18 protein-coding genes and 1 tRNA gene are annotated in these 21,539 nt (G+C 42.7%); 11 read left to right on the top strand and 8 right to left on the bottom strand.

What is annotated here, in order from left to right:
- Positions 1–13: 13 nt before the first annotated feature.
- Positions 14–457, bottom strand: coding sequence for a rhodanese-like domain-containing protein (locus PHU20_RS13655; protein WP_274825945.1), 444 nt, complete (start codon positions 455–457; stop codon positions 14–16).
- Between the two features lie 208 nt (positions 458–665).
- Here PHU20_RS13655 and PHU20_RS13650 point away from each other — a divergent pair, with 208 nt between their 5' ends.
- Entirely contained in the window at positions 666–2,138 is a 1,473-nt protein-coding gene (locus PHU20_RS13650; protein WP_274825944.1) for a glycoside hydrolase family 32 protein, read from the top strand.
- Between the two features lie 57 nt (positions 2,139–2,195).
- Here PHU20_RS13650 and PHU20_RS13645 read toward each other — a convergent pair.
- Positions 2,196–2,268, bottom strand: a tRNA-Phe gene (locus tag PHU20_RS13645).
- Between the two features lie 100 nt (positions 2,269–2,368).
- Here PHU20_RS13645 and PHU20_RS13640 point away from each other — a divergent pair.
- The 7 genes from PHU20_RS13640 (at position 2,369) to PHU20_RS13610 (ending at position 9,519) form a co-directional block, all read left to right on the top strand.
- On the top strand, positions 2,369–3,097 hold the full coding sequence (locus PHU20_RS13640) for a type III pantothenate kinase (RefSeq protein ID WP_274825943.1): 729 nt from the start codon (positions 2,369–2,371) through the stop codon (positions 3,095–3,097).
- Complete coding sequence (locus PHU20_RS13635) at positions 3,098–3,802, top strand: hypothetical protein (protein ID WP_274825942.1); 705 nt, start codon at positions 3,098–3,100, stop codon at positions 3,800–3,802.
- Positions 3,803–3,837: 35 nt separating this feature from the next.
- The gene (locus PHU20_RS13630; RefSeq protein ID WP_274825941.1) at positions 3,838–5,208 is read left to right on the top strand and encodes a tetratricopeptide repeat protein; all 1,371 of its coding nucleotides are present in this window, start codon (positions 3,838–3,840) and stop codon (positions 5,206–5,208) included.
- Position 5,209: 1 nt separating this feature from the next.
- Positions 5,210–5,818 (top strand): LPS export ABC transporter periplasmic protein LptC, encoded by a 609-nt coding sequence (lptC, locus tag PHU20_RS13625; RefSeq protein WP_274825940.1) that lies wholly within the window; start codon positions 5,210–5,212, stop codon positions 5,816–5,818.
- Positions 5,811–6,014 carry a hypothetical protein gene (locus PHU20_RS13620; RefSeq protein ID WP_274825939.1) on the top strand — a complete coding sequence of 68 codons (204 nt, stop codon included), beginning with the start codon at positions 5,811–5,813 and terminating at the stop codon, positions 6,012–6,014. Before lptC ends, PHU20_RS13620 begins: the two co-directional genes overlap by 8 nt.
- Positions 6,015–6,016: 2 nt before the next feature.
- Positions 6,017–7,306: a hemolysin family protein gene (locus PHU20_RS13615; RefSeq protein ID WP_274825938.1), complete on the top strand. Its 1,290-nt coding sequence runs from the start codon at positions 6,017–6,019 to the stop codon at positions 7,304–7,306.
- A gap of 92 nt (positions 7,307–7,398) precedes the next feature.
- Positions 7,399–9,519, top strand: a complete 2,121-nt coding sequence (locus PHU20_RS13610) for a peptidylprolyl isomerase (RefSeq protein WP_274825937.1) — start codon at positions 7,399–7,401, stop codon at positions 9,517–9,519.
- Between the two features lie 52 nt (positions 9,520–9,571).
- Here the strand turns inward: PHU20_RS13610 and PHU20_RS13605 are convergent, their stop codons facing one another.
- Both PHU20_RS13605 and PHU20_RS13600 read right to left on the bottom strand, forming a co-directional pair.
- Positions 9,572–10,480: a GYDIA family GHMP kinase gene (locus PHU20_RS13605; RefSeq protein WP_274825936.1), complete on the bottom strand. Its 909-nt coding sequence runs from the start codon at positions 10,478–10,480 to the stop codon at positions 9,572–9,574.
- Positions 10,477–11,799: a hydroxymethylglutaryl-CoA reductase, degradative gene (locus tag PHU20_RS13600; protein ID WP_274825935.1), complete on the bottom strand. Its 1,323-nt coding sequence runs from the start codon at positions 11,797–11,799 to the stop codon at positions 10,477–10,479. Before PHU20_RS13600 ends, PHU20_RS13605 begins: the two co-directional genes overlap by 4 nt.
- A gap of 155 nt (positions 11,800–11,954) precedes the next feature.
- Here PHU20_RS13600 and PHU20_RS13595 point away from each other — a divergent pair, with 155 nt between their 5' ends.
- From PHU20_RS13595 to PHU20_RS13585, 3 genes are all read left to right on the top strand, one after another.
- Entirely contained in the window at positions 11,955–14,120 is a 2,166-nt protein-coding gene (locus PHU20_RS13595) for a S9 family peptidase (protein WP_274825934.1), read from the top strand.
- Positions 14,121–14,136: 16 nt separating this feature from the next.
- On the top strand, positions 14,137–15,522 hold the full coding sequence (locus PHU20_RS13590) for a peptide MFS transporter (protein ID WP_274825933.1): 1,386 nt from the start codon (positions 14,137–14,139) through the stop codon (positions 15,520–15,522).
- An 85-nt stretch (positions 15,523–15,607) separates the two neighbouring features.
- The gene (locus PHU20_RS13585) at positions 15,608–17,392 is read left to right on the top strand and encodes a peptide MFS transporter (RefSeq protein WP_274825932.1); all 1,785 of its coding nucleotides are present in this window, start codon (positions 15,608–15,610) and stop codon (positions 17,390–17,392) included.
- Positions 17,393–17,401: 9 nt separating this feature from the next.
- On the opposite strand, the gene PHU20_RS13580 is transcribed toward PHU20_RS13585, so the two are convergent.
- The 4 genes from PHU20_RS13580 to PHU20_RS13565 all read right to left on the bottom strand — a co-directional run bounded on the left by PHU20_RS13580 (position 17,402) and on the right by PHU20_RS13565 (position 21,489).
- Positions 17,402–19,426, bottom strand: a complete 2,025-nt coding sequence (locus PHU20_RS13580) for a ComEC/Rec2 family competence protein (RefSeq protein WP_274825931.1) — start codon at positions 19,424–19,426, stop codon at positions 17,402–17,404.
- The gene (locus PHU20_RS13575) at positions 19,427–19,984 is read right to left on the bottom strand and encodes a C40 family peptidase (protein WP_274825930.1); all 558 of its coding nucleotides are present in this window, start codon (positions 19,982–19,984) and stop codon (positions 19,427–19,429) included.
- 33 nt (positions 19,985–20,017) lie between these two features.
- A complete protein-coding gene (lpxB, locus tag PHU20_RS13570; protein WP_274825929.1) occupies positions 20,018–21,130 on the bottom strand; it encodes a lipid-A-disaccharide synthase in 1,113 nt (370 codons plus the stop codon).
- Between the two features lie 74 nt (positions 21,131–21,204).
- Entirely contained in the window at positions 21,205–21,489 is a 285-nt protein-coding gene (locus PHU20_RS13565; protein WP_274825928.1) for a hypothetical protein, read from the bottom strand.
- Positions 21,490–21,539: the final 50 nt, after the last annotated feature.

Below are 21,539 nucleotides of genomic sequence, written 5' to 3'. Positions count from 1 at the left end.
TATAGTTACTTGCTTACTCGTATATTTTTTCGCCTTTGGTCAATAATTTGCCCCAAACCCTATTATAGGCGTGCACTTTTTCCGTTTTGTTGCCCTCAGGGTCAAAAACGGGATAACCGGAGTTTTTCCATTTAAAAATGCCCCCATATAGGTTTTGGATATTCGTATAGCCAAGTTCTTTGAGCCTTTCCCCTATGTCCTCCGAACGCACCCCGATCGAACAATAGACCACCACTGGGGTGTCTAGATCAGGTACGATTTCTTGTAGGCGTTTCGGGTCAAAAAAATCATGGCCTACCCATATCGCATCCTTTAAATGACTTACCCTGAATTCCTTGATGTCCCTACTGTCCAAATAAATCAAACTGTCTTTGGAAATGGCCTCCGAGACCTCGATGTAAGGGATCGTTCCCTTGTTGAGGGTTTGTAAGGCCCTATCCATTTTCCTCTGTGCCATCAGCGATGCGACACAAAATAGAAAGCTACAAAATATGGATAAGGTTTTCATGTTCCGGGATAATCAAAGGTAAAGATATCATGGGAATTTCGTAACTTAAGCTAAACGAAAAAATGATATGGGTTATAAAACACTTGCTCTTATTTCCGTATTAATTGTTTTGGTCGCCTGCAAACAAAAGGCAAACGATTCGTCAACACCTACAGTTATGGGTAAGACGGAATATTACCGGGAGCCTTACAGGCCACAGTTTCATTTTTCCCCTAAAGAAAAATGGATGAACGATCCGAACGGCATGGTGTACCATGATGGAATTTATCATCTTTTCTATCAATACTACCCTGATGATATTGTTTGGGGCCCCATGCATTGGGGGCATGCGGTGAGTAAAGACCTATTGCACTGGGAACATAAACCTATAGCCCTATATCCGGATGAACTGGGTTATATCTTCTCGGGGAGTGCTGTGGTCGATAAAGCGAACAGTTCGGGTTTCGGCACGGCAGATAACCCCCCATTGGTGGCGATCTTTACGTATCATGATCCGATTGGGGAAAAAGAAGGTAAGCTCGATTACCAAACCCAGGGGATTGCCTATAGTCTTGACCATGGGGACACTTGGACGAAGTACGAAGGCAACCCTGTGATCGGCAACCCTGGTGTAAAGGATTTCCGTGATCCTAAGGTAATGTGGCATGGGGAATCCGAAAAATGGATTATGACTTTGGTAGCTGGGGATCGGGCCCTGTTTTATGGGTCCGATAATTTAAAGGAGTGGGAGCTTCTCAGTGAATTCGGTAAGGATAAAGGGGCACATGGGGGTGTTTGGGAGTGCCCGGACCTGATACCCATGGTGGTCGATGGAACGAATGAAGTCAAGTGGGTGTTATTGATCAGCATTAACCCTGGGGCACCCAACAGCGGGAGCGGTACCCAATATTTCGTTGGGGATTTTGACGGTACGTCTTTTGCCACAGACCAAACCGAAGAGAAATGGATCGACTATGGTACGGATAACTATGCCGGGGTAACGTATAACAACACCCCGGAACCTGACCCGATTTTTATAGGATGGATGAGTAATTGGAATTATGCCAGGGATACGCCGACCGAAAAATGGCGAAGCGCCATGACACTACCAAGGGCATTGAAGTTAAAGCAAATTTCCAAAGACTATCAGTTGTTCAACTACCCAATTGAAGGTTTCAATTCGATTATCGCAAATGGGTCTGGAACAACACTGATTGTTCCTGCAGGAAAAGACCATCGGATCGATTCGGAAAAATTAAGTCAATCGGAAATTCGTTTTACCACCGGATCAAAAGATTTTCTGTTAAGGTTGGGTAATGGGGTAAATGATCGGTTGTTGTTGACCATGAAAGGGAATGAAGGGCTGTTTTTACTGGATAGGTCCAAATCGGGGAAAGTTGACTTTCAAGAGGGGTTTGGAAACATCATACAACGAATGCCGGTTCCTGATTTGCCAAACGGACCTTATGAAGTCAGGATTTTTGTCGATTGGTCTTCGGTAGAGATCTTTATCAATAACGGGCAATATGTGATGACATCCCAGATTTTCCCAAATGAGGATTATTCGGAATTGACCATTGAAAATTTAAGTGCGGAAACAATGGAGTGCATTGATTTTCAAGTGAATGGGGTAGATCGGATTTGGGAGTAGCGCCAAAGTGAAAGGTCAAGGTATAAAAAAAGCGTTCGAAAATCGAACGCTTTTTTGTGGTGCCTCCAGGAATCGAACCAGGGACACATGGATTTTCAGTCCATTGCTCTACCAACTGAGCTAAGGCACCATCCCTTTTAAGAGGGTGCAAATATAATTTCAATTTTACGATATACAAACAAATTTGTAAAAAAAGATGATTGTTTTTTACAATTGTAGATCTTTGTATCATGAATCTCATAATAGATGTTGGGAACAGCTTTGTGAAATTAGCCGTTTTCGAAAAGGGTACGTTGGTATATGAGGATAGTGTCAAGCTTGTTGGTTTGGTGGATAAAGCCAGATACATATACGGTGCATATCCCGAAATAGAATGGACTATGGTGTCTTCGGTCGTAGTTTTGGAAAAAACCGATTTAGAGGCATTGAAAGTTTTTTCCAAGGTACATGTGCTTGATCACAGTACCAAGACCCCTTTTAAAAACAGATATGCCACTCCTGATACCTTAGGGGTAGACCGTATCGCCCTCGCGGCGGCTGCGTTTTATCATAAGCCAAATAAGAATGTATTGGTTATCGATGCGGGAACCTGTATCACCTATGATCTGTTGACCGAAGAGGGGGAGTATTTGGGGGGTGCCATCTCCCCGGGACTACAAATGCGTTATAATGCACTTCACCGGCAAACTTCAAAGTTACCGCTTTTGACCCCCGGGAATCCCAGGGGGTTGATGGGAAATAGTACGGAATCGAGTATACATAGTGGGGTAATTAATGGGGTTTGTGCCGAATTGGACGGTATAATAGATCAATATCGCACTGAATTCGTAGATTTAACAGTTATTTTAACAGGTGGGGATACTCAATTTTTGTCTAAACGGTTAAAAAATACCATATTTGCGCTTTCCAATTTTCTGCTAACAGGATTGAACAATTTGCTAGACTACAATAAGAGTTAGATGGCCAAAAAAAGTGTAATTGCAAAAGTATGCATTACGTCCTCAAGACTACGTTCTCAACATGGAACTGTTCCTTCATACTCTTATTTTGGCATCGATGGATCACGATCAAAAGAATCTGCGGAATATCCAGTGGTAGGCAGTGTCGGTAGGTTTGCCGATAGTGGCTGTCCAAACCAAAAGAACCCTACGACGTATAGTGGTCTAGGGGTTCGGAACAGGGCGATTTTCTGTAATACTATATATACTACCGTATCGACTACATTTGCCACCCAGGATTCAGCGCCTAATGGTGATGCCCAAAGCAACTCGGTTACCTCGCTTGAATACGTAAGGAATTTGAGTGTTGGGATGGATACGGAATCTAACCGTACATTCAGGAAGGGAAACGAAATCGGTCCAGGTGCATCCAATCGATCATTTAAACTGGGGCATGCACCATCGTCAACAAATTTTACAGGAATGTCTTGCAAGGCCGGTTTGGGGCAGGAAAAAATGGGAATGCCTATAATAACACGTAAGATAAATAACTTTGGCATAACTTTTGGTTTACCGAAGAAAGGTAGCTTTTCCGATTTTAACCTTGATTTTGAGGAGAATAGGGAAGGGTCCGAATATGCTGATTCAAAAGAAGAAAATTATTTCAAGATTAATTCAGGTCTTTCGTTGGACGATATTTGGTTCCGTAAGCGTAGAATTAATTGAGAAAAAATTGTACATTAACCGCTAAAATTAATAATATGAAAACGAAACTTTACTTCACGGCTGTTTTGCTTCTAGGAAGCATGGGAGTGAGTAATGCACAGGCACAGAACCAAGAGTGCATGACCAATCTGTCGATCTACGTTGAACATGCAAAAGTTAAAAATTACGAATCGGCATACACCCCCTGGAAAATGGTGTATGACAATTGTCCTGATATCAACTGGGCCAATTTCGCCTATGGTGAAAGGATTTTGAAAGATCGCGTGCAAAAATCCACCGGGGCCGATAAAGATGCAGCCATCCAAGATTTATTGTCTTTGTATGACGGTAGTTTAAAATACTTTCCTAAAAAAGCGAAGCTTGCCGATGTCATTATTGATAAGGTATTGTTGAAGTATGACAATAAAATGGTCTCGAATGACGAGATATATGAAGAATTGGGTAGAGCTTTTAAAGAGGATAGGGTTAATTTCAAAAATCCAAAGGCACTTTATCTTTATTTTTCCAGTTTAGTGGATTTGCATAAAGCCGGAAGCAAGGATCTCCAAGAGGTTTTTGATGTCTATGATGATGTTACCGAAAAAATCGAAGAGGAGAATGTTAAGTTGACCGATAGGATTTCAAAATTACTTCCAAAAGAAGAGGAAGGTACCTTGACGAGCAAGGAGAAAAGAACATTGAAAGCGGCCACTACCAACTCCGAATCCTTTGGTAAAATCGAAGGTAGTATAGATTCCAAACTAGGGGATTTGGCCGATTGTGGTAATTTGATCCCTTTGTACCAGAAGAGTTTCGAAGAAAAGAAAAACGATATTACTTGGGTAAAGAGGGCTGTGGGTAGAATGTTCAACAAAGAGTGTACCGATGACCCAATGTTCAGAAAATTATTTGAAGCCCAAATGGCATTGGATCCATCTGCTGATGCTTATGTATATGGAGGTAACCTTAAATTAAAGGCTGGGGATCGCAATGGTGCCGTAGCAGATTTCAACAAAGCTTTGGAATTGGAAACCGATGCAAGGAAAAAATCCAACATTGCTTATAAAGTAGCCACCGTTTTTAGGACAAGTAGCAAATCTACGGCAAGAAATTATGCCCAAAAGGCGATTGATGCCAATCCTTCCAATGGTAGGGCGTACTTATTGATCGCTAATTTATATGCTACAAGTGCCAATGATTGTGGGTCAACTCCTTTTGAAAAAAGAGCGATTTATTGGAGAGCTGCTGAAATGGCAAGAAAAGCCGGTAGGGTGGATCCTTCCTTAAGTGGAAGAGCCAATCAATCCGCTGCAAGTTATTCAGCGAAAGCTCCCTCTAAAACAGATATCTTCAACTCGGGAATGGCCGGTAAAACAGTATCCTTCAATTGTTGGGTAGGTGGTAGTGTCAAGGTTCCTAATTTATAAGATGAAACGACCTTTTAGATATAATTTATATGGCATTGCCCTGGTGTTTTCCGGGGCAATGCTTTTTTTTTCATGTGCGGATAATTATGAGCGCGTAGGGGAAGAGGCCTTGCCATTGGTGTTTCCACAGGGTATCGCGGAAAATTTCTCATTTAGGTATTCAGAGGCCAAAGAGGATATGGGAAATGGGGATGTCGATACCACTAAGGTCATATCCGTATTGTCGGGACCTATTACCGAGAATTATGAAAATCTCGAATTTCCCTATCGCACGTTTCCAAAAGGTATTTCGGTCGATATTTTCGATGAAGACAACAATAGAAACAAGATCACCGCGGATTATTGTATACGATATTCATCGACCGGTTTAATTGATTTAAGGGGCAATGTGGTTTTGGAAACCCATGACGGCAAAAAACTGGAAACCCCCAGATTGTATTATGATCAATCCAACAATTGGGCCTTTACCGAAGAGGAATTCAAATATACAAACCCCGAAGAGGGTACGGTAATGGATGGTGAAGGAATGGATTTCAACAGGGATTTTACGTTTTTGAATGCACATAAAACCTATGGTCTAATGACCATTAAAGAAGAATTGAATGATTAAGATATTAAAGTATACCGAGTATTTGTATTTGCTAGTGGCTATCTTCTCGGTTTATAGGATTTTTACGGATTGGAATGTCAATAGGGAGGGCACCTATATATTCATATTTTTTGCAGTAGTTTCTATTGCCATGTTCGCTTTCAGAAGAAATTACCGCAAGAAATTCGAACAACGAAATAAGGATAACCAACAGTAAGAATGGAGGCCTCCATTGTCATAATAGTACTTTCCTTGGTGTTTTCAGCCTTTTTTTCAGGTATGGAAATCGCATTCATCTCTGCCAATAAAATCCATATTGAGATTGAGAAAAAACAAGATGATTTTTTGGCCAAAGTACTTTCCCGTTTAACGAATAGACCTTCGAAGTTCATTGCTACCATGTTAATTGGCAATAATATCTCATTGGTCATCTACGGGTTGTTCATGGGGGAATTGCTGATGGCTTGGTTTGTCGGGGCACTGCCGGTACGGAATAGCCTGGTGCACCTGATGTTGACCGATTTCAGTTTGCTTACACAGACCATAATATCCACACTGATCATTTTGATCACGGCGGAATTCCTCCCTAAGGTACTTTTTCAGATCTATGCCAATAGCCTGTTGAAGATATTGGCGGTACCTGCCTATTTTTTTTACCTTTTGTTTTCGGTGATTTCCGAATTCGTCATTAAAGTTTCCGATGTTATCCTGAAAACCTTTTTCAAGACCGATGGGGACGAAACCCAGCTTGTGTTCAGTAAGGTGGAACTGGGGGATTATATCAATGAACAAATGGGAAGTGTCGAAGAGGAGGACCAAGTGGATTCGGAGATCCAGATTTTTCAAAATGCCTTGGAGTTTACCTTGGTTAAGGCCCGGGAAGTAATGGTGCCAAGAACCGAGATTGCGGCAGTGGAGCTTCATGAAACCCCCAAGAACCTGGCAAAACTCTTTACCGAGACCGGGTATTCGAAAATATTGATTTATAAGGGCACCGTAGATAATATCATTGGTTATGTGCATTCGTACGAACTCTTTACAAAGCCAAAGACCATTAAGAGTATCCTTAGACCGGTGGAATTCGTTCCTGAGACCATGCTCATTCATGATATTTTAAAGGTGTTGACGAAGAAACGAAAAAGCATCGCCGTGGTTTTGGATGAATACGGGGGTACCTCGGGGTTAATGACCGTGGAGGATATCGTGGAGGAACTTTTTGGTGAGATAGAGGACGAACATGATTCCACCGATCTGATCGAGGAACAGATCGACGCGAAAAACTATCGGTTTTCGGCCCGTTTGGAAGTGGATTATATTAATGAAAACTACAAATTGGAACTCCCGGAGAACGATGAGTATGAGACTTTGGGAGGACTGCTGGTCAACGAAACGGGGGAAATTCCCGAAAAGGACACAGAGATAAAAATCAATAATTTCCTATTTACGATTTTGGAAGTTTCGAACACAAAAATAGATTTGATCAAGCTCAGCTTGTTGGATGACGTATAAACCTGTATCAACCTTGTTTTAAGCCCGTTTTACTTTTTATTAATTCAAAAGAAAATGGTAATTTCGCAAACTGATTTTAAATATACCATAGAATGGCGATTTTAGAGAATATAAGAAAGAGAACCACCGTATTGATATTGATCATAGGTCTAGCACTTTTTGCATTTGTCATATCAGGAGTGTTTACGAATAATAGTATGTCGGGCGGTAAGACAGGTTCTTCGGTCGCAGAAGTAAATGGGGATGAAATCCCTATCACTGATTTTAGAAGACAAGTGGAAGTTGCGAAGAACAGGTATGGTTCCTCCGCATCATCGATGATGGTAGTGAACCAAGTATATGAGCAAGAGGTCAGGAATGCCGTTCTAAACCAACAATTTGAGGATTTGGGTATCGATATCGAGCAGGATCAGATCATGAACTATATCGAGACGATTCCGGCATACAGCCAAAATCCGCAGTTCATGAATGAAAGTGGTATTTTCGACCAAGGTAAATTCAGGGATTTCATTGCTGATTTAAGGGCGAACAGTCCTTCCCAATACGAGCTTTGGTTGCAAGATGAGCAGTCCATAATCCAGAATGCCAAACAACAAGCCTATTTTAACCTGGTCAAGGCCGGAATGGGTGTGACGTTGAAAGAAGGGGAATTGGATTATAAATTGTCCAACGACAAGGTTGATATTAAATATGTGCGATTACCTTATACGTCAATTGCCGATAGCACCATAAGTATTTCCAAGAGTGAGATACAATCCTATATCGACAAGCATCAAGATGAATATAAGCAGGAGAATGCCCGGGATATCCAATATGTTTATTTTGAGGAAAAAGCATCAACTGAAGATGTAGCTGCCATAAAAGAGGAAATCGTTAAGATGTTGGATGATGCCATCGAGTATCGTGAGGCAACCGATAGAATGGATACGCTTCAAGGATTCAAGAACACGAACGACTTGGTCGATTTTCTGGAACGAAAATCCGATACGAAGTACGATACCCTTTACAGGGCCAAAAAAGATCTGTCCACTAGTTTTGCGGATTCCTTGGTCGCTTTGAACATTGGTGAAATGTATGGTCCTTACCGCGACGGCGATTATTTCAAGATATCCAAAATGGTGGATAAAAAAACAAATGGATCGGCCAAGGCCAGTCATATCCTGATTTCCTGGGAGGGAGCGGAAAGGGCAGGTGCCAACATTACCAGGACAAAAGAAGAGGCAGAGGCCAAGGCTAAAGAGCTTTTGGCAGAAGCCAAAAAGAAAGATGCGGTATTCGTGCAGTTGGCAAGGGATAATTCAGATGGGCCATCGGCTCCCAATGGAGGGGATTTAGGTTATTTCCAAGAAGGAATGATGGTTGCCGATTTCAACGATTTTGTATTTAGGAATGCCGTAGGTACTGTTGGACTTGTTGAAACGGAATTCGGTTTCCATGTCATTAAGATCGATGATAAACAGGATGTGTACAAAATTGCCACCTTAACAAGGGAAATCGAGCCTTCGGAAACCACGATCAATACGTTGTTCCAAGATGCTACCAAGTTTGAAATGGATGCCATATCCGGTGAGAACAATTTTGTTGATTTGGCCAAGGAAAACAGTTATGTCGTACGACCTGTAAATAAGATTAAGGCCATGGACGAGAATTTACCCGGTCTAGGTACACAAAGAAGCATTGTTCAATGGGCCTTCAATGAAGATACCGAAGTTGGTGCCGTTAAGAGGTTCAATGTGAACAATGGCTATGTTATTGCACAAATGACGGCCCAATACGAGGAAGGGTTGCAAAGTGTTGCGGATGCTTCGACAACCGTATTGCCGATTTTAAGAAAAGAAAGAAAGGCCAAACAATTGATCGCTGCCAACAAAGGTAAATCAATGGAAGAATTGGCCAAGGATAATTCCGTTTCCGTATCCACCGCATCTGCCTTGACGGTTAAGGCTCCGACCATCCCGGGTGCAGGGCGTGAACCGATAGTTGTTGGTACGGCCTATACCATGAATGTTGGCGATACTTCTGATTTGATCAAAGGGGAAAGCGGTGTTTTTCTGATTACCGTGACCAATAAACAAGAGGCGCCGAAATTGGAGAACTACAGTACATTCGCGAATTCCTTAAAAAATTCGAATGCGGCCAGGGTAAATACCGCGGTCTACAATGCATTGAAGGAAGCCTCCGAAATTAAAGACAATAGGAGCATATTCTATTAGAAAGAAAAAATAGTAAGAAATAAAAAAGGCCCAACTTCTGTTGGGCCTTTTTTTATAAGATCATTTCGGAATAGGGGATGATCGTATGGTATCCCTTTTGTCGAAAGTAGGCTATGGTGGCGGTATCCCCAACAACAAGTATAAAGTCGCCACCCCAAGCCCCCAAGCTTTTTATGGCCCTTGGGTAATCGGGAAATAGCCTGTTCTTTATGGTCGGGGTTTGTAGGGTTTGTGAAATTACCGATTCGTGCAATGTTAATAGGATTTCAAAAGTATTGATGTGGGTACATGAAACCATTTGGCCTGTCAGGTCATCGATCACACGGATAAGTTCATTGGCATCGAAATCCTGATCACGATATTTTGAGATGCCCTCCCGACTGTTTTGTTTTTTATTCAGATAAACAAAGAACAATCGATCTTTGAACGCGGGGTCGAACGATACTTCTTCCACCACGGGAATGCCCTTATCCAATTTGTAGGTAATCGGGGTATTGTGTCGTGCGCAGGCGATATCATAACCGCTTCCGCCAAAAGTGTGTTTCAATAATGTATAGGGATCTATTTTCAGCCAGAGGGCAATGTTGTTGATCAAGGTCGAAGAGGATCCCAATCCCCAATCTTTGGGAAATGTAAGTTGTGTAACCAGATGGTACCCTTTGTCTTTCTTTAACCCCATCGGGTTCAAACCTTGGGCCGATCTAAGGATGTGCTGTGCGGTAGTCGCGATTTCGTTATCGCTTGAACGGATTATGGCCATCGATTGCAAATCAAAAACAGCGTCGAACCATCTATTCTTTTCCTTGTCCAAACTCTCCCAAATAAGGGTTTGGGTAGGGTTTTCCGTCACGGTTAAATGCTGGCCGTATTTCGTGGGTAGGGCCAAGGCTTTGGCTCCATCGAGAACTGCATATTCCCCGGTCAATAAAAGTTTGCCGTTGCTATAGAATGTTTTCTTCATGGGTTGTCCCTTAAAGTATTGAACACCTGTACAACGGCACTTTGGGTCACGGTATGGTCTTTAAAATATTCGACGATCTTCTTTTTTTCAAGATCCGTCGCACCAAGTTGGTTGAGTATGTTCAATAAGTGCATTTTCATATGGCCTTCTTGGATACCTGTGGTAACCAACGAACTTACCGCTGCGAAGTTTTGGGCAAGACCGGCAACCGCTACGATTTGCATGAGTTCCTTGGCAGAAGGTTTATGGAGTATTTCCAGGGCCATGCCCACCAAAGGATGAAGGTTTGTCAATCCGCCGATAGTGCCAAGGGCCAAAGGTAATTCTATCCAGAATTTGAAAATTCCATGCGCTATGGTTGCATGGGTAAGACTTTTATAGGTTCCATCTTTGGCCGCATAAGCATGTACCCCTGCTTCCACGGCCCTAAAATCATTCCCCGTGGCCAAAACGACCGCATCGATACCGTTCATTATGCCTTTGTTGTGGGTTACCGCCCTGTGGGGTTCAACATCGGCAATATTGATGGCACGGATCATTTTTTTGGCAAATTCCTCAGGGTCGATCGACGCATTCGGTCTTAAGTCGCTCACGGGACATGATACCTCTGCCCGGATCAAACAGTTGGGAACATAATTGGAGAGAATGCTCATTACAATTTCGATCTTCTTCCCTTCTTCATTAAAAAGAGGGGATGCCATGGCTTCTTCCTCAAAGGTTTCTGCGAATTGTTCCAAACAGGAATTGATGAAGTTGGCACCCATGGCATCCAAAGTCTCAAAAGTGCAATGCAATTGGTAATAATCCTTGAGTTCCGAAGTTTTGTTCCGAAGTTCTATTTGGGTGATGCCCCCACCTCTTTTTTCCATGTTGGCGGTCAAGGATTTGGCCGCTTCGATGAGCTTGGGTTTTACTTGAAGAAAAAAGGTTTCCAAATGGTCCGGATCCCCGGAATACATGAAATGGACCTGTCCTATTTTTTCCGTACCTAAAACTTCCGCTTTAAATCCGCCACGGTCCAACCAGAACTTAGCCGCCTTACTGGCCGCTGCCACGACAGAACTTTCTTCAATGGCCATGGGGATGGCATATAGTTTTCCATTGATCAGGAAATTCGGGGCAATTCCCAACGGTAAATAGTAATTCGAAATGGTATTTTCAATGAACTCATCGTGTAATTTTTGCAACTCGTCATCAATATTCCAGTACTTTTGAAGCAACCGCTTGGTGACGGTAGGGTTGTGGGTATATTGTTCGGCGACCCAGTCTATCTTTTCTTGCTTGGATAATTTTGAGAAGCCTGAAATCGGATTGGTCATATTCATTTTTGTTTGTGGTGGTAAAGATAGTCATTAGGTCGTTATGCATGGGCAATGAAAACTCTTGCAGACCCGATGGTTTTTGCCTTTAAAGTTTAATTTATTGTAAAATATTCACTAAACTTGGATGAATTTAAACTTCTATTTCAACAAATATGGACAAACGCCTTAGGCTCTTGTTGTTTATGCTTGGTTTTGTGACCATTACATTTGCGCAAGGGAAGAAAATTACTATTGAGGAAATTTACGGGGGAGCTTTTAAGACCAAAACCATGGAAGCGCTCCGGTCTATGAAAAACGGAGAGCAGTACACCTTACTAAATTTCAATAGGGGCAATAAATCCTCCAGTATTGATAAATACGATTATAAGACTTTGGAAAAAGTCGAAACGATCCTAAATTCCGCAGACAATGATGCCGTTCCTGCGTTCAGTTCCTACAGTTTCAGTGAAGATGAAAGCAAGGTGCTATTGGCCACTGAATTGGAAAAAATATACAGGCGTTCAAAGTTAGGGGTGTATTATGTTTATGATATCGCTTCGAAATCGGTTGTGAAAGTGGCGAACGCCAAGATACAGGAGCCGTTGTTGTCCCCCGATGGTGGCCAAGTGGCCTATGCCATGGACAATAACCTCTATATCTTCGATATCGCAAGTGGTACGACCCGGCAAATTACAAGTGACGGTGAATACAATAAGATCATTAACGGGGTAACCGATTGGGTGTACGAAGAGGAATTTGCCTTTGTAAGGGCATTTGCCTGGAACGCGAACGGAACCAAAATTGCTTTTCTCCGTTTTGACGAGACCAATGTGCCCGAGTTCTCCATGGATATATACGGAAAAGACCTGTATCAACGGCAATACGTATTCAAATATCCTAAAGCCGGGGAGGACAATGCGAGGGTGACCCTACATATGTTTGATGTGGTTTCGGGGAGTACGACGAAAATAGACTTGGAAGATCCTTACTACATTCCTCGGATCAAATGGATGAACAATGCGGATTATTTAAGTGTAACGACGCTGAATAGGCATCAGGACCATTTGAAATTATATGCGGTCGATGCAAAGCATAATTCGGTAAGCGTTTTGTTGGAGGAGACCGATAAAGCGTATGTCGACATCAACGACAACCTTACGTTTTTGGCCGATGATAGTTTTATCTGGACCAGTGAAAGGGATGGGTACAACCATTTGTACCTGTATGGTTCCGACGGCAAGCTCATGAATCAGATCACCAAAGGAAATTGGGAAGTGACCAAATACTATGGGTATGATCAAAATGAGGATAAGATCTATTACCAATCCACCGAGAATGGCTCAATTAACAGAGGGGTCTACAGTATAGAAAGCAATGGCAAAAAGAAAAAAGCACTGGCTGTGGAAACAGGGACGAATTCAGCCTCTTTCAGTGCGGATTTTTCCTATTTTATAAACACGTATTCCAGCGCAACACAACCTTTCCGTTTTACCTTACATAAGGCACTTACCGGTGCTAAGTTGAAGGATATAAAGGATAATCGGGAACTTGCCGATATGCTCAAGGGGTATGATGCTTCCCCTAAGGAATTTTCCACCTTGGCGATCAATGGGAATGATTTGAATATGTACATGATCAAACCATCCAATTTCGATGCTTCAAAAGAATATCCGCTTTTGTTGTTCCAATACAGTGGGCCGGGATCGCAATCGGTGGCGAACCGCTGGGGGAGCACAAATGATTATTGGCATCAAATGTTGGCTTCCGAAGGGTATATCATTGCCTGTGTAGATGGCCGGGGAACCGGGTTCAAGGGTAGGGATTTTAAGAAAATCACCCAAAAGGAATTGGGTAAATATGAGGTAGAGGACCAAATCGCTGCGGCCAAAAAATTGAGCGAACTTCCATACATTGATGAAGATAGGACAGGAATATGGGGTTGGAGCTATGGCGGCTTTATGTCTACCAATTGTATCCTAAAGGGCAATGATGTCTTTGAGACCGCCATTGCGGTAGCACCAGTGACTTCATGGCGGTTCTATGACACCATTTATACCGAGCGCTATATGCAGACCCCCCAGGAGAATGCAAGTGGCTATGATGATAATTCCCCATTCAACTATCCAGAATTGCTCGAAGGCAAGTATTTATTGGTCCATGGGTCGGGGGATGATAATGTACATGTACAGAATACCATGCGCATGGTCGAGGCTTTGGTTCAGGCGAACAAACAGTTCGACTGGGCCATTTATCCCGATAGGAACCATGGGATATATGGTGGGAACACCCGAATCCATCTTTTTACCAAGATGACGAATTTCATTAAAGAAAATCTATAACCAAATCAAATTATAAATGGCAGCAATTGAGAAACCAGCACATAAAAAAGAGCTTTTTGGGCATCCAGTAGGACTTTATATTTTATTCTTCACCGAGATGTGGGAACGGTTCTCCTACTATGGAATGCGAGCCATTTTGGTCCTTTATTTAGTGGCTCAGACCACAGGGGATAATGCCGGTTTAGGTTGGACCAACGGAGAGGCGTTGGCATTATATGGCTGGTATACCATGTTGGTGTATGTTGCTTCCATACCCGGAGGATGGATTGCCGATAAATTCCTAGGTCAGAAAAAATCAGTTTTAATCGGAGGAATTCTTTTGGTAATCGGACATAGTGTTTTGGCCATTGAGGAAATGTGGGCATTTTATACGGGTCTTGGTTTTATTATTGCGGGAGTGGGTATGTTGAAACCCAATATCTCGACCATGGTCGGCGGACTTTATAAACAAGGGGATATTCGTAGGGATAAAGGATTTACCATTTTTTACATTGGGATCAATGTTGGGGCATTTTTATCAAGTTTGATCGTTGGGACCGTTGGTGAGGTCTACGGCTGGCATTATGGTTTTGGATTGGCAGGTATAGGTATGGCTTTAGGGCTGCTACAATATGTTTTAGGACAGAATTATTTAAAACATGTAGGTAATTTTTTGGGAGCCTCGGAAGATCAGGTTGAAAAAGAAGCAATGGATAAACCATTGACCAAAATTGAAAAGGACAGGGTGGTTGTATTATTCGTTTCATTTCTGTTGGTTATCGTTTTTTGGGGCGCCTTTGAGCAAGCTGGGGGATTAATGAATATATATGCCTCGGAAAAAACAAATAGGATTTTATCCTTTTCATTGCCGTTTATCGGAAACGAAATTCCGGCTTCATGGTTTCAGTCTTTGAATGCTATGTTCATCATCTTTTTAGGGACATCAGTGGCGGGGTATTGGGCCAAACGGAAATTGAAGGGAAAGTTGTCAACAGGACTTTTCAAAATGATATTGGGACTTATAATCATGGGAACAGGTTTTTTCTTCATGACAGCTGCTGCAACCGAATATAATAGTACGGGTTCCTCGGCCATGTATTGGTTGGTATTGGCTTATTTGTTCCATACCGTAGGTGAATTATGTATCTCACCTGTGGCATTATCTTATATCACAAAATTGGCACCTGTAAAATACGCATCTTTTATGATGGGTATATATTTTGCGATGACCGGTTTTGGGAATAAATTGGCCGGTCTTTTAGGGGAGTCGGCTTCCCAGTTCGGAGAATTTACCATATTTACGGGCATTGCTGTGTTTTGTATAGTATTTGGATTCTTAGTGATATTGTTCAGGAAAAAATTGGAAGCCCTGACTCACGGCGCTGAGGATGATGAGCATGAGTTGACAGCAGAAGAGGCCTAGGGCCTAACTTATCGATAAACTGAATGGTATCCGGTAGTGATTCATGAAGTGGTAGTAACTATATTGGCGACTAATATTCGAATCAATGAATACCGATATTGAAAATTTATTCAAGGAAAAGGTTTTAGGGCACCCAGCAGGGTTGTTCGTTCTTTTTTTTACCGAAATGTGGGAGCGTTTTTCATTTTATGGAATGCGAATTTTATTGGTGCTGTTTCTTACGGCCCCCATTATCAGTGATAATCCCGGATGGGAATGGCCCCGTGAACATGCGTTGGCATTAATAGGTACATACGCTTCGTTATTATATCTAACACCTATTGTTGGAGGGTATATTGCCGATAAATTTACAGGGTACCGCATCGCCGTGGTGATCGGTTGTGCCATTATGACCCTCGGCCATGCCTCAATGGCTTTGGAAACGACGGCAACATTCTATTTAGGTCTGGCTTTATTGGTAATCGGCACGGGATTTTTTAAACCGAACATCACTTCGATCATTTCCGAGATGTATAAGGGAAAGGAATCCAAAAAAGATGGAGCTTATACCATTTTTTATATGGGGGTAAATGCCGGCGCTTTTTTCGGAATGATGCTCTGTGGTTACTTGGCCGAAAATGTAGGATGGTCCTGGGGCTTTGGCCTTGCAGGGATATTCATGTTTTTTGGGATGCTTCAATTTCTGTTGGCAAAGAACCTTTTCGGTGGGGTTGGTGCTAAACCCTCTAAAAAACATGAAGTTGAACTTCCTCAAAATATAAATGAGGAAAGTCCGGCTGCAGGAGCAGAAACAAGTGTTGATGAAAAATTGAATCCGTTTACCCTTCTCGACTATATCCTGATAGGGGTTTCGGCCATTGGTGGATTGTTGTATTTGTTCAACGACCCATTGTCCAAAATCCAGGAAGTAAACTTGCTTCCATTCCGTATAGGAAGTTTGGATGGTTCATCGGTCGTTATTTTAACGGCCCTTGTATTATTCTTGATCCTCGTGGTTTCAAGGGTATCACGATACCTTCCCATTGTCCGGGATAGGATTATCGCTGTGGCCATTTTCGGCCTGTTCACGGTATTTTTCTTTGCGGCTTTTGAGCAATCACTCGGGTCAATGACCTTATTTGCAAGGGATTACACCAATCGGGACCTTCTGGGGTCTTCGGCCTTGATCTTCAAGGTAGTGGATGCGTTATTGACCACCGTGCCACTGATGATCATCACGTGGGTGCTTTATCTATTGTTCAAAAAGACCTATTCAAAAATCGGATTATCCAATATTATCCTGGGTTTGGCCTTTGTAGGGATATGGGCATTGGTATTATATCGATTGAACGATAAATTCTCACAAGAAGGCAATCAAATAGAAGCCTCTTGGTTCGGGATCTTAAACTCCTTTTTCATTATCACTTTGGCACCACTGTTCTCGCGCTGGTGGGAAAGTAAATACAACCCCAGTGCGGCCATGAAGTATGGGTTGGGATTGATCTTATTGGGTCTCGGATTTGCGATTTTGGCCTATGGCACCCTGGGTATACCCCAAGGAGCGAAAACAGCCTCGGTTAGCATGGTTTTCTTGATCTTGGCATATTTGTTCCACACCATGGGCGAATTGTGCCTGTCACCGGTCGGTTTGTCTTACCTGAGCAAATTGGTACCCCCCAGAATGATCGGTTTTATGTTCGGGATTTGGTATTTGGCCATTGCCATTGGGCAAAAAGCAGCAGGAACCATGGGTGGTATGATCGACAGGATTTCGGAACAATACTCCCTGAGTACGTTTTTTTTGATGTTTACCTTGGTCCCGATCGGAGTTGGGTTACTATCCATATTGTTGAACCCAGTGCTTAAGAAATTAATGCACGGGGTACGCTGAAACTTTGAATTATTCAAGGTCGAGTTCAAAAATGCCCTTTTCCCCCGTATAGTGCATGGGAAGTTTTCTTTGGGCACAGGTGGCAGTCCATCGTTTTATGTAACTGCCATAATTACTGCCGTCGGCAATCACCGATTTCGGCTGTAACGAATCCAATAGCCGTTCAAGATTGATCTTTGGGGATTGGGTCAATAATAGAAGATCGAACCGCTCGGCCCGTGTAGGGATTACCCCCAAACTATCAATGATCAGCATCTTTCCGCCGTTTATGTCGAATACATTTTCGAGAGGTTTAAAATGGGTCGTTGCGATATGTTCCCCGATGACATAATCGGTGATAATGTTTTTTGAGCTGATACTATCTGGCGTAAAGACGGTAAGCTGGTTTCCCGATCGGTGCATCACTATGGTGTTTTTGGTTTGATGGGCGACCAACAATCGTGCTTTGCTTTCAGCTTGGGATAGGCGGGTCAATGACCAAACCTGTAAGGCGATAACAGCTACCAGAACCATTCGCAAGCGTTTGAAAGTGTATTGGTGTAACAAGGAAACCAATGTTAGGACCATGACATAGGTAAGGATCAGTTGAACGGAATCGAAAGGGATATCTCGAAAAATAAAGGCTTCTTGTTGGGCAACCTTATCGATCACCCCATTCATCAGCCGTATTACATAATCATAAAAAAAGATGAGGGCATCCGGTGCCAAATCCAAGACCACCAAGGCGATCACGATTATGCCCAGTCCCAATATGAAACCCAAAAAGGGGATGATCAATAAGTTCGATATAAAAAATAGACCTGGGAATTGATGAAAATAAAACAAACTGATGGGTAATACCCCGATTTGGGCGGCAATACTCACCGAAAGTAATTGCCAGATTTTATTTACCATCCAATTTTTTGGAAACCAAAACCTTTGTAAAAGGGGATATATCCATACAATCGAAAAGACGGCGGCATAACTCATCTGGAACCCCACATGAAATAAAAGCATGGGGTTTATGGCCAATAGAATGAAAAACATCGACAATGCCAATATATTGAAGGTATTGCTGGGCCTGTTCAAATAAAGGGCGTAAGCCACAAAGGAGAACATGGTGACCGCTCGTACGACGGAGGCCGATAACCCTGCCAAAAAAGCGAATCCCCACAGCAAGATTACGATGGTTATCAGTTTTAAGACCTTGCCTTTGGGCAATAGCTCCATGGGGCGTAAAAGAAATTCCAGAAAGAGAAGGAGAATACCGATATGCAGTCCGGAAACGGCTAAAATATGTACGGCACCGGCATTTTTGTAGGCTGTATACGTGGCTTCGGAAATGTCATTTCGCTGCCCAAGGAACAACGCTTGGATTATCCCCAATTCATTTTCACCAAATGCAGCTTGTTGTAATGCGGAACGTATCGTATTCCTTACCGAGGCAGCACGGCCCAAAAGTGTCTTTTTTGGGTTTTTGAGCAAGATTGTATTTTGGGGATCCATTTTCAATTGATGGTAAATCCCCTGTTTTTCCAGGTATTGCCTATAATCGAATTGATGTGGGTTTAAAGGCGAAGGGATTTCGGTTCTTTTCGCCAAGACAATCAGTTCATCATCTACTTGCAAAGGGAATGGACTTGCATCGGCGGGGAGGCTTACGATGATCTTCCCGGTGACATGGGCAGCATCGAACGCTTCCACATCGGCTATGAATCGATTTGAGAAGGTCGTACTTTTTAAAACGTCGGTAATTTTCAATTTCCATGCGCCCAGATCGTCGGTGTTTGCCTTTGAATAATGATGGGCGTCGTTTTTCGGTTGTGAAATACCTACGATAAGCATTCCAAGAAAAAGGGTCGTACAGGCTGCGGTAATTCCAAAAGTAACGGATTTGGGTCGGCTTTTGGAATAGCGGAAAAAACCAAGGCACGCTACCGAGGATAGGGTCAAGGCTAAGGGCCAATATATACCCAAATCAAGATGATAACCTGCCAAGATCCCCATGACCAAGAAGAAGGTCAGTTTTATAGGGATAAATTGGAGCAGTTTCATCTAGAGGATCCTATTTGCTTTTACAAAAGCATAATTCCAAAAGCCTTCCCTTAGTGAGGACACGATCACCCCTCTGGAAGTGGAGGCGTGTATGAATTTGACATCATCATGCTCCACGGCGACCACCAATCCCACATGATTGATTTTTTTACCCCTTTTGGAGGTTTTGAAAAATAGTAGATCCCCCTTTTGGATTTGGTCGACCCGAATGCGTTTTCCTTGATTGGCCATTGCCGTGGAAACCCTCGGTAATTCAATGTCGTTTTTCTTAAAGGCAACATAGAGTAAGCCCGAACAATCCATGCCTTTTTTTGTGGTCCCCCCATATTTATAACGGACTCCGGAGTAGGTTAGGGCCGTACTTATAATGCTATTGACCTTTGAGGGGGGTGAAAGGTTTTCCGTAGCGGCCGGCTCGGCTACCGATGGTTCTTCATTTGGTTTTTCAGGAGAAGCGGCGACCGAAACCCTATGTCCTTCCGCGGAGGTGGTTCTCTTTTTGGTGGCGCAGCTGCCCAAAAAAAGTAGGAGTAGTAGTAAGGTCGGGATTCTTTTCATCCAAGGATTTCAGATTGTCATTGGTTATCAAATTTAAACATTTTCTACAATTAGGTCGGCGGCCTTGGCGCTGGCCCCTTTTCCACCCAACTTCATTTCCAGTTGGTCATAGGCCCGTAATTGTTCTTCCCGGGCTTGGCCTTTCAGGATTTTGGCGAGTTCATGCTTGAGGTTTTTGGTTGTTAGATCATCCTGGATCAATTCCTTGACGATCTCTTGCTCCATAATCAGGTTTACCAAAGAAATATATTCCAATGTAATAATTCGCTTGGCGATTTGATAGGAAACCCAATTGGCCTTATAACAAACCACCTGGGGTACTTTGAACAAGGCGGTTTCCAAGGTGGCGGTGCCACTGGTCACCAAAGCCGTATGGGCCACGCTCAATAGGTCATAGGTCTTGTTCGCCACAAAACCGACATTGGGGTTTGTTAAAAACGGGGCATAAAAATCATTGTCCAAACTTGGGGCACCGGCAATGATAAAGTGGTAATCCGGAAAATCCTTGGTAACCGAGAGCATGGTATCCAGCATTTTTTTGACTTCCTGTTTGCGGCTGCCAGGGAGCAAAGCGATAATGGGCTTTCCACCTATCAAATTATTCTCTTTTCTAAAGGTCTGCTCATCGATGACCTTTCGGTTTTCAACGGCATCGATCAAGGGGTGGCCTACAAAATGGACGGGATAACCATGTTTTTCTTCATAAAAGGCCTTCTCAAAAGGTAGGATGACATACATGGCATCGATATTCTTTTTTATTTTATGGATCCGACTTTCCCTAGAGGCCCAAATTTGAGGCGAAATATAGTAGTTTGTCCTATAGTGTTGTTGTTTGGCCCATTCTGCGATGCGGAGGTTGAAGCCCGAATAGTCTATAAAGATGATCACATCGGGATCAAAATTGGAGATATCATTTTTACAGTATTTGATATTGGCGAAAATGGTACCCAAGTTCATGATAACTTCCAAGAAGCCCATAAAAGCCAGTTCCTTATAATGCTTCGCCAAAGTCCCCCCTGCGGCCTGCATAAGGTCGCCGCCCCAGCATCTGATATCGGCTTCGGCATCTTTCTTTTTCAATGCCTTGATTAGATTGGATCCGTGAAGGTCTCCGGAAGCCTCCCCGGCGATGATATAGTATTTCATGATTTGTTCAGGTTCAAAACCAGGTATATTGTGGTGTTCGTTTTAGATTCGTATCATTCCCTTCTGGGTGTACTTTAGAATATTTTATAATATAAAATGATCATAGCGGTAAGCAATGTGGCGATCAAAACCCCTTTGGCGCGGTGGTCTCTCCGTATTTTCAAGAATCCAAAGAAGGCGACCAAATTCAAAATGGCCCCAAGGGCAAGCAAACTGCCAACATGTCCTTGTTGAATGGCCGCATTAAAAGTTTCTACGATCCCAAAATCGGAAAACAGGAGTATGTAGAGCAAAGTGCCTAAGGTATTGGCGATTATCCCAATGATAAAACCGATGATTATTTCCTTTTTAATGTTCATGGGTTGGATTTCAAGTTCTATTTTGATTCAATGATTATTATGTTCAGTAG

The sequence above is a fragment of the Maribacter polysaccharolyticus genome (genome assembly GCF_028882255.1).
Taxonomy (GTDB): domain Bacteria; phylum Bacteroidota; class Bacteroidia; order Flavobacteriales; family Flavobacteriaceae; genus Maribacter_A; species Maribacter_A polysaccharolyticus.
The sequence above is the reverse complement of the archived record's forward strand: the minus strand, read 5'-3'. Positions and strand labels throughout refer to the sequence as shown.